Source organism: Anabaena sp. CS-542/02 (assembly GCF_028331085.1).
Taxonomy (GTDB): Bacteria; Cyanobacteriota; Cyanobacteriia; order Cyanobacteriales; family Nostocaceae; genus Anabaenopsis; species Anabaenopsis arnoldii.
In genome coordinates this window covers 1-13,714 of sequence record NZ_JAQMTM010000058.1, presented here as the reverse complement: position 1 = coordinate 13,714, position 13,714 = coordinate 1, and the positions used below count along the sequence as shown (strand labels likewise).

Annotated in this window: 10 protein-coding genes and 1 pseudogene; 8 read left to right on the top strand and 3 right to left on the bottom strand. The window is 40.9% G+C overall.

Annotated elements, in window-relative coordinates:
• The 8 genes and pseudogenes from PN447_RS06140 to PN447_RS06105 form a co-directional block, all read left to right on the top strand.
• Window positions 1–430, top strand: a pseudogene (locus tag PN447_RS06140) (hypothetical protein); the annotation flags it as partial.
• Window positions 431–672: 242 nt separating this feature from the next.
• Complete coding sequence (locus PN447_RS06135; protein ID WP_271761674.1) at window positions 673–945, top strand: hypothetical protein; 273 nt, start codon at window positions 673–675, stop codon at window positions 943–945.
• Complete coding sequence (locus tag PN447_RS06130) at window positions 942–1,106, top strand: PIN domain-containing protein (RefSeq protein ID WP_271761672.1); 165 nt, start codon at window positions 942–944, stop codon at window positions 1,104–1,106. The genes PN447_RS06135 and PN447_RS06130 overlap by 4 nt, the downstream gene beginning before the upstream one ends.
• Before the next feature lie 38 nt (window positions 1,107–1,144).
• Window positions 1,145–1,756, top strand: a complete 612-nt coding sequence (locus PN447_RS06125) for a Uma2 family endonuclease (protein ID WP_271732440.1) — start codon at window positions 1,145–1,147, stop codon at window positions 1,754–1,756.
• Between the two features lie 38 nt (window positions 1,757–1,794).
• Window positions 1,795–4,812, top strand: a complete 3,018-nt coding sequence (locus PN447_RS06120) for a DUF1156 domain-containing protein (RefSeq protein WP_271761670.1) — start codon at window positions 1,795–1,797, stop codon at window positions 4,810–4,812.
• An 84-nt stretch (window positions 4,813–4,896) separates the two neighbouring features.
• Window positions 4,897–5,085 (top strand): hypothetical protein, encoded by a 189-nt coding sequence (locus PN447_RS06115; RefSeq protein WP_271761668.1) that lies wholly within the window; start codon window positions 4,897–4,899, stop codon window positions 5,083–5,085.
• A gap of 149 nt (window positions 5,086–5,234) precedes the next feature.
• Complete coding sequence (locus tag PN447_RS06110; protein ID WP_271761667.1) at window positions 5,235–5,480, top strand: hypothetical protein; 246 nt, start codon at window positions 5,235–5,237, stop codon at window positions 5,478–5,480.
• Window positions 5,481–5,581: 101 nt separating this feature from the next.
• Window positions 5,582–8,434, top strand: coding sequence for an ATP-binding protein (locus tag PN447_RS06105; RefSeq protein WP_271761665.1), 2,853 nt, complete (start codon window positions 5,582–5,584; stop codon window positions 8,432–8,434).
• Between the two features lie 9 nt (window positions 8,435–8,443).
• On the opposite strand, the gene PN447_RS06100 is transcribed toward PN447_RS06105, so the two are convergent.
• The 3 genes from PN447_RS06100 to PN447_RS06090 form a co-directional block, all read right to left on the bottom strand.
• Window positions 8,444–10,579, bottom strand: coding sequence for an AAA family ATPase (locus PN447_RS06100; protein WP_271761663.1), 2,136 nt, complete (start codon window positions 10,577–10,579; stop codon window positions 8,444–8,446).
• 205 nt (window positions 10,580–10,784) lie between these two features.
• Complete coding sequence (locus PN447_RS06095) at window positions 10,785–11,234, bottom strand: YbjN domain-containing protein (RefSeq protein ID WP_271761661.1); 450 nt, start codon at window positions 11,232–11,234, stop codon at window positions 10,785–10,787.
• Window positions 11,235–11,419: 185 nt separating this feature from the next.
• The coding region (locus tag PN447_RS06090; protein ID WP_271761659.1) for a hypothetical protein at window positions 11,420–13,714 on the bottom strand (2,295 nt) is incomplete at its 5' end.

The following is a 13,714-nucleotide window of genomic DNA, read 5'->3' as shown; positions in this document are numbered from 1 at the left end:
TTTAACCCAGTCTAACCCCGTAGCAGCGGCTTTAATGGCTAAAATGAAGATACCCCCGTCGGAACGTCCCCAGGTAAAGGCGGAATGTTTACGATTGTTAATTACTTTGAAGCTAGACCCAGCGCGGATGCAGTTAATTTCGGGGTTTGTAGATGTCTATCTCAATTTGAGTGCGACTGAAGAGGAATTATTTCAGGTGACGGCGAATAATATGGGATTATTACAGGAGGAAAAATATATGGAAATTGTCACCAGTTGGGAACGCAAAGCTCGCCAAGAAGGTATTCAGCAAGGTGTTCAGGAAGCACAGGAAACCATCGCCATTAATTTACTCCGCAGGGGTATGGGTGCAGAAGAAACTAGAGAAATTACAGGTTTAAGTTTAGAGCGGGTGCGGGAGTTACAAGGGCGCTTATCACAGGATAATTGAAAGGATGTTTTAAAATTTATGTTCAGTGTATTAAATATTGTTTGACCCCACCCAGTTCTCTCTATTCAAGAGGGAACTGGATTTTGTACTTCCCTTTTTATCCGGTGTTCCCTAAGAGGATGTTTGATAAGTCATGATGAGTGTATCAAGTATTGTTTGACCCCACCCTAACCCTCCCCTTGTAAGGGGAGGGGACTGGATTTGATTGTTTCCGATGTTTCACTGTTTTCAGGAGAAAGTAAATGTCTGCAAGAGAACGATTAATCAATGAAATATCTCAAACACCTGATATTTTAATCAAAGAAGTTTTAGACTTCTTGTTATTTATTAAATACCGGTCAAATCAAGAAATAGTGAAGAAAGATAATTCTCATAATTCTGATTTACCATCTTTGTTAAATTTCATAGATCAAATCAATTCTGAAACACACACAGGAGATAATCTACAGCTACCAAGGGATTTATCAAAAAATCTAGATCACTATTTATATGGTGCATCTAAAGAAGAATTATGAGAAAAATATTTGCTGATACAGGCTATTGGATTGCTTTACTCAATCCTGATGATGATTTACATCAAAAAGCTAAAGAAATAGCAAATCGTATCAATAATATTGACCTCGTGACCAGTGAGATGGTATTTACTGAATTACTAAATGCCTTTTCTGCAATTTGATTGTTTTATGCTATACCTAATTTACCCTGAATAAATCTATGAAATTACAAACCACTACCCAGAATATCAAAATCCTTAAAGCCTACTATACCCCAGAAGAATATTTAGAACTAGAAGCGAAAGCTGATGATAAAAATGAATTTCGAGATGGGGAAATTATAGCGATGACTGGGGGGACTACTAATCATAATAAATTGGCGTTAAATCTCGCCACTAGGTTAAATTTGGCTTTAGATGATTTGAACTATGAGGTTTATATTGGTGATGTGAAGTTGTGGATCCCACAGTATAGACAGTTTACCTATCCTGATGTGATGGTTGTTGGGGGTGAACCTGTTTATTACAGCACAAATACGACAACGGTGACAAATCCTTTATTAATTGCTGAAGTTTTATCGAAATCTACCAAAGACTATGACCAGGGGGATAAGTTTCTCTATTATCGCTCAATTCCTGAGTTGAAAGAATATATTTTAATTGACCAGACTCAATATTATGTGATGCAGTATGTCAAGACTGGTGAACATCAATGGATCTTGACTGAGTATACAACAGAAAATGCTCAGTTAAATCTGTCAACAATTAAGTTACAATTGCCTGTGCAGCAATTATATAAAAAAGTTAATTTTACTGAAAATATAGATTTATAGTTGCTTGCTGTATGTTCACATCCCGGATTCTCTAAATAATGCCATACCCTAAACGCCTGATTGAGGTTGACCTACCTATTAAACGCATTTCCGCCCACGCTAGAAGAGAGAAATCAATCCGCCATGGACACATTTCTACCCTACATATTTGGTGGGCGCGGCGACCTTTGGCGGCTTGTCGGGCGGTGATGTGTGCGGCGTTATGGCCTGACCCGGTTGATGTAAACTGTCCCCAGTCTTTTCGCGATTTGGCTACTGATTATATCACAGATTTTGCTCAAAGAGTAGATAAAGGTGGAGATTTAGCTAAATATTGTTCTACGGATATTTGGCATAAATGGCAGGTTTTAGCTAAACCAAACAGTCGGTTAGATGCTAATAACCCTCAACATTGGAATATATTAAGATATAGGTTACTTGATTTTATTGCAGATTTTGCTAACTGGGATAACTCTACCCAAGTTGATTATTTAGAAACTAGTCGTAAATTAACCCAAGCAGCACACGAGGCTTTAGGGGGGATACCAGGAACTAAGCCCTTAGTGGTAGACCCTTTTGCTGGGGGTGGTTCCATACCTTTGGAAGCTCTGCGGGTGGGTGCGGATGCTTTTGCATCTGATATTAACCCGGTGGCGGTGTTGTTAAATAAGGTGGTGTTGGAATATATCCCTAAGTATGGGCAAAAGTTAGCGGATCAGGTGCGCCATTGGGGACAGTGGGTAAAGGAGGAAGCGGAAAAAGAGTTAGGTCAATTTTATCCCCAAGATGCTGATAGTAGTAAACCCATTGCTTATTTATGGGCTAGAACTATTGTTTGTGAGGGTCCAGGATGTGGGGCGGAAGTTCCGTTAATGCGGTCTTTATATCTGTGTAAAAAGAGTAACCGCAATATTGGTTTAAGGATCATTCCCCAACCGGAACAAAAGCGGGTAGATTTTGAAATTATCCAGAAGGATAAAACTAAATGGGTAGTAGCTGATCATCCAGAAATAGAGGTTACCAACCCTAGTTTTGATGGGACGGTGAAAAGGGGATCGGTTACTTGTCCCTGTTGTGGGTATACTACCCCTGTCGCGTCGGTGCGGAAACAGTTAAAAGCCCGTCGGGGTGGGGCGAATGATGCACGGTTGTTTTGTGTGGTGACGACTAAGGAAGGTACTAAGGGGCGATTTTATCGGTTACCTAATCAGCAGGATTTAGAGGCTGTGGAAAATGCCAGTATTGAGTTACAAAAGCGGGTGAAGGAGCATTCTGGGGATTTGAGTTTAATTCCTGATGAGCCTTTACCACCACAAGGGGCTTTAGGTTTTCGGGTACAGCTTTATGGTATGGAACAGTGGGGTAATTTATTTACTCATCGGCAAAATTTAGCTTTAACTACACTGGTGAAGTTGGTTAAAGATGTGGGAGATAAGTTAGGAGATAGTCCTAGGGGTTTGGCTGAGGCTGTGCAAACTTGTTTATCTCTTGCTGTTGATAGACAAGCGGACTATTTAACGTCTCTAACAATATGGGCTAATTCAGGAGAATTTATTGCCCATACATTTGGTCGTCAAGCCTTACCGATAGTATGGGAATTTCCTGAATGTCAAATTTTTGCAGACACATCTGGAAATTGGGATGGTGCTATTAATTGGATATATTTAGTTGTGAACTCGTTAATACAACAATTTGATTCAATAGGGCAAACTCAACAAGCCAACGCAGCGAGTCACCCCCTACCAGATGATTTTGCTCAATGCCTATTTTCTGACCCTCCTTATTATGATGCCGTACCCTATGCCGACTTATCCGACTTCTTCTATGTTTGGCTAAAACGCACTTTACCCCCTTCCCTGGGAACATCTTTCACAGCCCAACTTACTCCGAAAGATGATGAGTGCATTGTGGATGAAGTCAAAGGCAAAGATCAAGCCTACTTTGAAACTACAATGCAAACAGCCATGGCGGAAGGAAACCGATTTTTAGCACCGGAAGGTATAGCTGTAATTGTCTTTGCTCACAAATCAACCGCTGGTTGGGAAGCTCAATTACAAGCAATGGTAGATGCAGGTTGGACTATGACAGGTTCCTGGCCTATAGATACTGAAAGACCTGGAAGACTCCGCGCCCAAAACTCCGCCGCCCTTGCTTCCTCAGTCCATATAGTCTGTCGTCCCCGCACCTGTACAGAAATTGGCGACTGGCGAGATGTATTAGGAGAACTCCCCCAACGCATACATGACTGGATGGCGAGATTAGCAGCAGAAGGGGTAGTAGGTGCTGATGCTATCTTTGCGTGTCTAGGTCCAGCTTTAGAAATCTTCTCTCGCTACTCCGGGGTAGAAAAGGCTTCTGGTGAAATTGTCACCCTGAAGGAATACTTAGAATATGTGTGGGCTGCGGTATCAAGGGAAGCTCTAAGTATGATTTTCTCTAACACCGATACTACCAGCTTTGAAGAAGATGCGCGCCTGACAGCCATGTGGTTGTGGACTCTTTCGGCGGGTAAAGTTGATACCACGGAACCGGAGGAGGAGGAAGAGGAAGAAACCAGCAGTAAAACCAGTAAAACTAGCGGTTATACCCTAGAGTATGACGCAGCGCGGAAAATAGCCCAAGGACTGGGGGTAAAGTTAGAACAATTAACCCGGTTAGTAGAGGTGAAAGGTAGCAGCGCCCGACTGTTACCAGTATCTGAACGTAGACAATATTTATTTGCTTCTGCAGATTCCCCAACCCCAACCACAGGTAAAGCTAAGGGGAAAAAGCAACAAGCCCAACAACTGAACTTTTTACCCCAAATAGGTATGACAGAGGAAGATGGCGGGGATGAGGTGGAGCAAATATTACCCCAGTTAGGGAATACTACTTTAGACCAAATTCACCAAACTATGATTTTATTTGCATCGGGACGCAGCCAAGCATTGAAGCGTTTTTTAGTTGATGAAGGTGTCGGGAGTGATTCCCGTTTTTGGGGACTTGCTCAGGCATTATCGGCATTATACCCCGTTAGTTCGGAGGAAAAACGCTGGGTAGATGGGGTATTAGCTAGAAAGAAGGGGTTAGGGTTTTAGATCGCGCCTATTTCTTCGACTCCGCTCAGGAAACAGCCCTGGTGGTTGAGCGTAGTCGAAACCACAATGAGGGTAGTCGAAACCATGAGCCGCGAAACCGCGATCGCCCCTATTCCTTCGACTCCTCTCAGGGAACAGATTCCGGTGGTTGAGCGTAGTCGAAACCATGAGCCGCGAAACCGCGATCGCCCCTTGTATTCCTTTGCCTACGCTCAGGAAACATTGAGAGGGGATGTTTTAAAGGTTATGATTAATGTATCAAATATTGTTTGACCCCACCCTAACCCTCCTCTTGTGAAGGGAATGGGACGTGATTTTGTTTCTTCCGGTGTGTTCGGTGTGTTCCCTAAGATGAAAATTACATCTGAAAACTTATCAAACAAGCTCTTAAACTGTAAATGTCAAGTAAATATGGAGTAGTTATGACTACAAAAATACTACTGGATAAGTGGCAAGCATTAAATACGGATGAACAAGAAAAAGTTTTAGCATTTATTGATTCTCTGCAACTGAAAAGAACGACCCAAAAATCCGGTTCTAAATTGGGTCAAAAATTACGAAGAATTCGCCAAGAAATTATTGATTCTGGTATACCCCTATTAACAGCAGAGGAAGCAGATCAGGAAAAAGCAGAACGTCGCGGTGGGTATGGAGAAAATCTGATATGATTCGTACTTTTGGGAACTGGATTTGATTTTTTCCGTTCCCTGTTCCCCGTTCCCTACTCCCCTGCTCCCCCTGAAAAACTTATAAAACAACTTGTAAAATTATGGCAAATATTAAACCTTGGTATAAAATCGATGGACTGACACCCCGGGAAGACCTACGGGAAGGTAAACCTTTAGATGCGGCGGAATTTGCCGTACATTTAGACCAGGTGAGGAATAAAACAGCACCTGATGATTATCAACAACCAGCTAGATTCTTTGACCGTACCTATTTAACTAAATATTTAACTGAATTTGCCGCCCAAGTGGTGCGGCGTTTATCCGGGGAAAAAACCCAAACCTCTGCTGTTTTCAACCTTTCTACCCAATTCGGTGGGGGTAAAACCCACGCACTCACTTTATTATATCACCTGGCTTGTGGTGGGGCTGATGCGCAACATTGGACTGGGGTAAAAAAGATATTAGAAGCAGCGGGTGTACCCTCCGTTCCCCCAGTAGCAGTAGCTGTATTTGTGGGGACTGAATTTGATTCTATTAATGGACGTGGTGGCCAGGATGGTACACCATTACGCAAAACTCCATGGGGAGAAATCGCCTATCAGTTAGGTGGTGAGGCTGCACTAGCTATATTAGCAGAACACGAAGGGGAATTTATCGAACCCAAGGGAGATGTGATTAAGCAATTTCTGCCTAAAGATCGACCTTGCTTGATTTTAATGGATGAAATTCTTAATTATGTTAGTACCTACCGCCGTAAGGGTTATCATAACAGCTTATACAATTTTATTCAAGCATTGTCGGAAACTGCCAGAAGTTTAGATAATGTGGTGTTAGTGGTTTCCATTCCTGCTTCAGAAATGGAATACACCACAGAGGATGAGGGCGACCAACAAAGATTTAAGAAAATGCTGGATAGGGTGGGTAAACCTATCATGATGTCAGCAGCAGGGGAAACCTCGGAAATTATTAGAAGAAGATTGTTTGAGTGGGATGCTGGGGCTGTAACTACGGATGGTAGAGTCATGTTACCCAGGGATGCGGTGAATACTTGTAATGAATATGCTGATTGGGTATTAGACCACCGTCAACAATTACCTAACTGGTTTCCGCTAGATGCTCCGCGGGAGGCTTTTTATGCAACCTATCCTTTTCACCCTTGTGTATTGTCAGTATTTGAGCGTAAATGGCAAGTTTTACCCCGGTTCCAACGCACTAGGGGAATTTTAAGACTGTTAGCTTTGTGGGTATCTCATGCTTATCAAAAAGGATATCAAGACGCACACCGTGACCCGTTAATTAGTTTAGGTACTGCTCCCCTGGATGACCTAAATTTCCGTACAGCACTGTTGGAACAATTGGGGGAAAGTAGATTAGAAGGTGTTGTGACTACGGATATTTGCGGGAGAAAGGATTCCCATGGGGTGCGCTTGGATGCAGAAGCTGATCAGCAAATTAAAAAAGCACGACTACACCAGAAGGTAACAACGACGATATTTTTTGAGTCTAATGGTGGGATTGTGCGCAGCGAGTCTACTATACCAGAAATTCGGTTAGCTGTGGCAGAACCATCTTTAGATATTGGTAATGTGGAAACTGTGCTGGAAACTCTGGCGACCAGTTGTTATTATCTGTCAATAGAAAAAAATAGGTATTCTTTTAGCCTCTCACCTAATTTAAATAAAATTCTCGCCGACCGTCGCGCTAATATTCAAGCTTCCCGAATTACTGAGAGGGTAAAAGCAGAAATTAAAAAAGTGTTTACCCCGGAATCAGGTATAGAGTTAGTGCAGTTTCCCGAAAGTTCCGCCGCGATCGCCAATAGTCCTATTCTACGTTTAGTTATATTAGCACCAGAATATTTTCGGCAAAATAGCCAAACCACGGAAATGGTGGAATCGATGACTAAGGAATGTGGAACATCCCATAGAACCTTTAAGAGTGGGATCATTTGGGCGATCGCGGATAGTGATGGGAAAATGCGAGAAGAGGCCAGAAAGATTCTCGCTTGGGAGGATATACGGGAGGAGGAGACACAATTAGATGAAAATCAAACCCGTCAGTTACAAGAAAATCTCAAAAGATGTGAGGTGAATTTAAAAGAGTGTGTGTGGAATGCTTATAAGCACGTGGCTTTTTTAGATAAAAATAACGAAATCAAGTGCACTGATTTGGGACAGTTTAACTCTAGTCAAGGGGATAAACTAGTTAAGTTAATTATTAATAAGTTACGTCAAAGTGACCATGTGACTGATAGTATCACCCCCCGCTTTTTAGTCAAAAATTGGCCTCCAGCTTTCACAGAATGGAGTACGAAAGCTGTCCGGGATGCTTTTTTTGCCTCCCCACTATTTCCCCGACTGTTAAATAGTGATGCTGTCAAAGATGCGATCGCCCGTGGGGTTGAAAATGGGACTTTAGCCTATGTGGGTAAAACCAGTAATGGGATTTACGACCCTTTCCACTATCAAACCAGCTTGACTGCTAGGGATGTGGAAATTTCCGAGGATATGTTTATTATTACCCAAGAAATAGCCCAAGGTTATCAAGCAGCTTTAGCTGTGGCTGAAAACCCATCAACACCAACCCCGGAAGCCAATACGGATACCCCTGTTAATACGACCAGTCTCACCAACACTGTGGCGGAGGCTCCCATACCATATGTAAGCAATCATACAAATTTACCCACGGATGAACCAGAAACAGTAGCCCCTGCACCAGTTGTTTTACCAAGATTATTAAAGTGGAGTGGTGAAGTTCCCAACGGGAAATATATGAGTTTTTATACTAAAGCAATTAGTAAATTTGCTGCTGATCCAAATTTGAAATTGACATTAAAAGTAGAGTTTGTAGTCGAGGGAGAATTGACACCGGAAAAAATCCAAGAAACCCAAGTTGCACTAGCTGAGTTAGGTTTAGATCAACATATTGAAACTGATATGACTATGGGAGGGTGAACCGCTGTTTTACAAACCTTTGAGAATTTTACCCATTTTTTGATACTCACGACGGACTGCTTGGATTAAATGAGACATTTTAATTTCTTGGCTATCATCTGCGGCCAGAAATGCAGCAGCTAAAGCGATATTACGAATATTAGCCCCTGTGAGTTCAAAATTACGGGCGAGAAAATTTAAATCTAAATCATGACTACAGGGTAAGTTGGGGGGAAATATTTTTTCCCAAATCTGGTATCGTTGCTTTTCATTGGGAAAGGGGAAATCAATAATAAATCGCAGTCGTCGTACAAAAGCATCATCCATATTCATGCGCAGATTGGTTGTGAGAATGGTTATCCCCTCGTACTCCTCCATTTTCTGCAATAAATAACTGATTTCTAGGTTAGCATAACGATCATGGGCATCTTTGACTTCACTGCGTTTACCAAAGAGGGCATCTGCTTCATCAAATAAAAGAATAGCATTGGCATGGGTAGCAGCAGTAAAAATGTGATTGAGGTTCTTTTCTGTTTCCCCAATATATTTACTCACAATTTGGGACAGGTCAATTTTATATAAATCAAGTTGTAATTCTTGGGCGATGATTTCCGCGGCCATGGTTTTACCTGTTCCTGGGGTTCCAGAAAACATGACATTTAACCCCCTACCCTGGGATAATTTACTGGCAAAACCCCACTTTTCCCACACTAAATGCTGATGCTTGACTTGATTACAAATTTCTCTTAATAAATTCTTTTCATTATCTGGTAATACAATATCCTCCCAAGTATACTTGGGTTGAATGTGACGAGCTAGACTGCCTAAATCTTGCCCTGATAAGCTTCTGACTGCAGTAAATAAATCACTTAATGTGATGGGTTGTTGTTGACTAGATTTTCTGTCACCAAACCCTGATAGTGTAGTTTTCCAGGTGACTTGATGAATTGCGGTGGCCACAGCATTGGCTATCTGTTCACAGGTGAGACGAAAGCGATCGCTTAAGCTATCCAATTCTAGCTCATCCAGGGTAATAGCTGCGGCTTGTAAGTAATTTTGCCAATAAAAACGACGCTGTTCAAAATTGGGGATGACAAAGGGAATGGTAATTACTGTTATGGCTGTATTTGCAGTATTTACCCCCGGTTTAATACCCCCAAGGATAGTAACTAGAGGATATGCTGTTAACTGCTGGATGAAGGTGTGATATAAAAGAGCATTTTCTTTAGTTTGCAAAACATCTAAATCTTCTATATACAGCAGAGCATTTTTAAACCAAGCTTCCCGGAATAATAATTTTATATTTGTTGCAAATTCCCCTTTGTTCTCCACAATCCGCCCCAATGCTGCGATTAATAAAGGTACTCCCAATGATTGGGCGATCGCCTCAGCCGTGTGACGTTTCCCAGATTTATCCTCACCTGGAAAATATAAATTGAGGGGTTTACCTACTTGCCAATTAGCGGTGATGATAGAGAGTAGACCTTGCTTAAATTCTGGTTTTAAAGGTAAATCATCTAAATTAAATTTAGGGCTAATTAGTTGACAAAAGCCCACAAGTCTGCTATCTATCCCCTGTTCTCCTAATAATATTTGCATAACTTGGGCATCGAGTTTAAGATTATGGGCTAGTAGGGGAGGATCTGTGTGATGAGATTCCGGGTAAAGGTGCAGTAAACCATGAGTAATTAGGGGCGCACTAGCACTAAAATGAACCCGGCGGGATAATTTCTCTATGGCTGAACTACACAGTAAATTCAGGGCTAAATCTACCGTGGGGCGTTTACAGCGGATATCATCTTGGAGATAGGCGTAAAGTCTTTCATAGCGGCGGTCTAGTTCTGGAGCCAGTGCGATCGCGATAATATTAATATCAAAATCTGATAAATTAAAATTATCCTGTAGCCAGGCTAGGGGCGAATCTGTTTGAACAACATCTGCGGGAAATTTATCAAAATTTTCTGTATATAATAAAGGGCTTCCTGTCTCTCTTTCAAGTAACTGTTTTACTTCTTCTTCATTAATTTGTATTCCCCGGTAAGCATTATTGTTTACATCTGTACCATAGGCATTTTGAGCAGCTGTAATTGCATTTTCTAATAGTTTATCTAACTGTTGCAATAAAAATAACAGTTGCTGTGTATAATTATTATCTCGATCAGGCATAAATGTTATGATTTTATTCTTCTGGTCATCAGGAGCATATTTGAGTAGACACAGCCCCTTTGATCTGAGTTAGGTACAAAAGGGCAGGCTTTTCTGCCCACCCCACAAGATTTATGATATCAAGGTGTGTTACTTTATTTACTTTACAATTGCGGTAAATATCCTCTTGTAGCCAAATAAAAATGCCACTAACAAAAGATTGTTTTTAGGTCTGAGATTCGATCTGGGCGATCGCTTGCTCTGGAGAAATATCGGTAAAAATCACTTGTAAAATTCCCGGCAAATAGCGATCCATGGTCATAATATTAATTAATAAACATTGCTCAATCATCAACTCTGCTTGTACCTCTCCAGCGAACTGTATACTTGTCTTAAAGCGAATTTCACCATCTTGTAAATCTAACTCAAAGTTGCCGATTCTCAGGCCAAAATTAGCTCTTGTCAAAAACTCCTGCATAACAGTGTACTTGTCCTCAGTGGGTTTATTACCACAGACAGAATACACAACAAATTGTTGATCTTCATCTATACATTTAACAATAACAGCCCAATTCGCAGTTTTACCATTGACATCAATCCGAAGGGTTGTTTTACCTAAATCATAAAACTGCCATCCATGTTTATTGAGAACAGACTCTGTGGATTGCAAAAGCATAATTAATTCACCAAATTAAACGATAGTAAAGGATTGTTTATTGCTTAGATTCTAGCTGAAATTTGTGAACTATTGTGTTTATTTACTTTGCGGTTTTTAATTTTCCGATTTTGCCAATTCACAACTTACTCCTCTTGATTTTTGAGTCAGGGTGATATTTTTGTAATTCTAACGCAGCAACTTGACTATACCTCCTGTTCAACTTGGGAAATCTCGTTTTCAATACCAGAAATTTCCTTTTCAATAGCTGCAATTTCATTCTCAATAGCCACAATATCTAACTCATTACTCTTAGCAATCAATTCTGTCTCAACAGACTTGAGTTTCTCCTGATTTAATTCCATTTCTTGGATCTTATCCACACCTTTACCCTGTTCTAGAGCTTGGAGGTTCTTAATTGCTTGTTCAACATTTTTCAAGACTTCTTGTGACTGATTTTTAGCTACTATTGCATGATTCAACCGCTCCAAATGCACATTACGCTTGTGAGATATCTTTTCCCAAAGAGCAGTCAACTGATGAATACGCTTGTTCAAGTCAGCGCCATCTTTGATTCCATACTTGACCAACACTGTGAGAAGTTTATTCTTGAATTTATCCGTCGCTCTATTCTTCAACTCCGTAGCTTTATCGGTAACAACTTCAATTTTATCCTTAGCTTTATCCTTCAGGACTTTGGCTTTATCGGTAACAACTTCAATTTTATCCTTAGCTTTATCCTTCAAGACTTTGGCTTTATCGGTAACGACTTCCAGTTTATCAGTGGTTTTATCTTTCAACTCCTTGGCTTTATCGGTAACAACTTGCAGTTTATCAGTGGTTTTATCTTTCAACTCCTTGGCTTTAGCCTTAGCAGAAGACCATCGTTTACCTAGCCCCCCTGTTTTTTTATTCTCCGTTACTTCCGCATCAGATTCTGCTTCTTCCTCAAATGCTGCTTCATCTTCTAATACTTCTTCTTCTAATACTTCCTCCTCAGTCATAGCAATGCCAAATTTATTCATTAAGTTCTCATAGCGCGATAACTTCACCTTGAGTCTTTCTAACTGCTTCAGGCATTTTTCGCTCTTATTTTCCTCCTTATTAATTATCTGTTGTGTAACCTCAATTGCCTTCTTGTATTTAACTTCGATTTCCGCAATAATTTTTTGACGTTCTTCACCGCTACCTGGAATATTTTGTGCTGCATCTCGTAATAACTTTTGCGCTTCATCAACAGCAATAATTACAGCTTGAGGTCCGGTTTTATTCTTTTCAATCTCACCTTTCATCACACCGCCGATTTCCGGCTTACCGAGTTTTAAGTGACCATTGTCATCAATATCAATATTGCCGCCCAGAGCACCAGCGCCCAACTCCCATTTACCCAGAGTAATGCGGTATAGGTTTTTCTTGAAGAAGTAGAATGCTTGAACTTGAATACCAGCAGCAATCTCAGCTATAAATTTGGCGTTAGCAAAATATTTCGATTCCAATTGACTGGTATTAACTTTCTTCTTATCCTCATCGTAGGCAAATTTGCCAATAAATTTGAGACCTCCACTTGCGTAAGCACTACAGCTACCTTGTACGTATGCTTGTAGTGAAACAATGTAGGCACTTCCCACACCGACAGAGGCGGTTAAGCTAACTTTTAAAGAGCCTGTTATCTCTGGGTTAACATTAAAATCCCAATTTTTATCTATTCCAGTTTTACCTATGGTACCGCTTAACTTACCACTAATACCGCCTTGAATACCTAAATCAATACCAGCCTCCAAGCCGGGTACAATAGGATATTTAAATCCGATTTCTGGCCAAGCCATCAAACTACCAGGTAGTTCTACTCCTCCCTGGGCGGTGAGTTGGGCGCTGTCAACTTTGAATTTACTGGTTGAACCAGTTCGATCCAACTTGACTGCACCTGAACCTCCAGCCTTGAGGTATTCACCTAGCTTTAATTCCACACCGCCACTAGCAGTGGTACTATACCTTTGTTTTGCTCCTTCAATGGTGAGATTCGATTCCTTAATACTGACCATTCCACCCAGGGGAATATTTGGTATTTTGACAGAGATTTTATCCCAATCAATTCCTTCCTTACTGATCTGAGCCTTGGTAACATCAGCCGAAGTTTTCAGACTAGGAATGGTAATCTTAGCTGTATTAATAGTAATGAATGTGTCCGTGGAATTATAGTTAATGCCTTTGGCTTCAAAATTCAAGACATTTGCGATCGTTGCACCAATGGATACATTTTTACTTTCATAGCCCCATTTACTATCTTTGTAGGTAATCGCAACAGACCCGCCAGCAGACAGCTTAACATTTTCCGTCGAACCAACAGCAACCCCAAAATCTCCAGATAGTTTTGATTGATATTGGGCGGTTTTACCTTGGATAGTACCCTTAATATCTTTAATTGTGGCGATACCACCCAAATTAATATCGTTGGTGGTGACGGTGATGGTTTTCCAATCAATTCCTGTGCTGTTGATACA

Excerpts from the sequence above, each read along its gene's own strand:
- PN447_RS06125 (WP_271732440.1), top strand. The coding sequence starts at position 1,145 with ATGAAATTACAAACCACTACCCAGAATATCAAAATCCTTAAAGCCTAC.
- PN447_RS06100 (WP_271761663.1), bottom strand. The coding sequence starts at position 10,579 with ATGCCTGATCGAGATAATAATTATACACAGCAACTGTTATTTTTATTG.
- PN447_RS06120 (WP_271761670.1), top strand. The coding sequence starts at position 1,795 with ATGCCATACCCTAAACGCCTGATTGAGGTTGACCTACCTATTAAACGC.
- PN447_RS06105 (WP_271761665.1), top strand. The coding sequence starts at position 5,582 with ATGGCAAATATTAAACCTTGGTATAAAATCGATGGACTGACACCCCGG.
- PN447_RS06115 (WP_271761668.1), top strand. The coding sequence starts at position 4,897 with ATGAGCCGCGAAACCGCGATCGCCCCTATTCCTTCGACTCCTCTCAGG.
- PN447_RS06130 (WP_271761672.1), top strand. The coding sequence starts at position 942 with ATGAGAAAAATATTTGCTGATACAGGCTATTGGATTGCTTTACTCAAT.
- PN447_RS06135 (WP_271761674.1), top strand. The coding sequence starts at position 673 with ATGTCTGCAAGAGAACGATTAATCAATGAAATATCTCAAACACCTGAT.
- PN447_RS06110 (WP_271761667.1), top strand. The coding sequence starts at position 5,235 with ATGACTACAAAAATACTACTGGATAAGTGGCAAGCATTAAATACGGAT.
- PN447_RS06095 (WP_271761661.1), bottom strand. The coding sequence starts at position 11,234 with ATGCTTTTGCAATCCACAGAGTCTGTTCTCAATAAACATGGATGGCAG.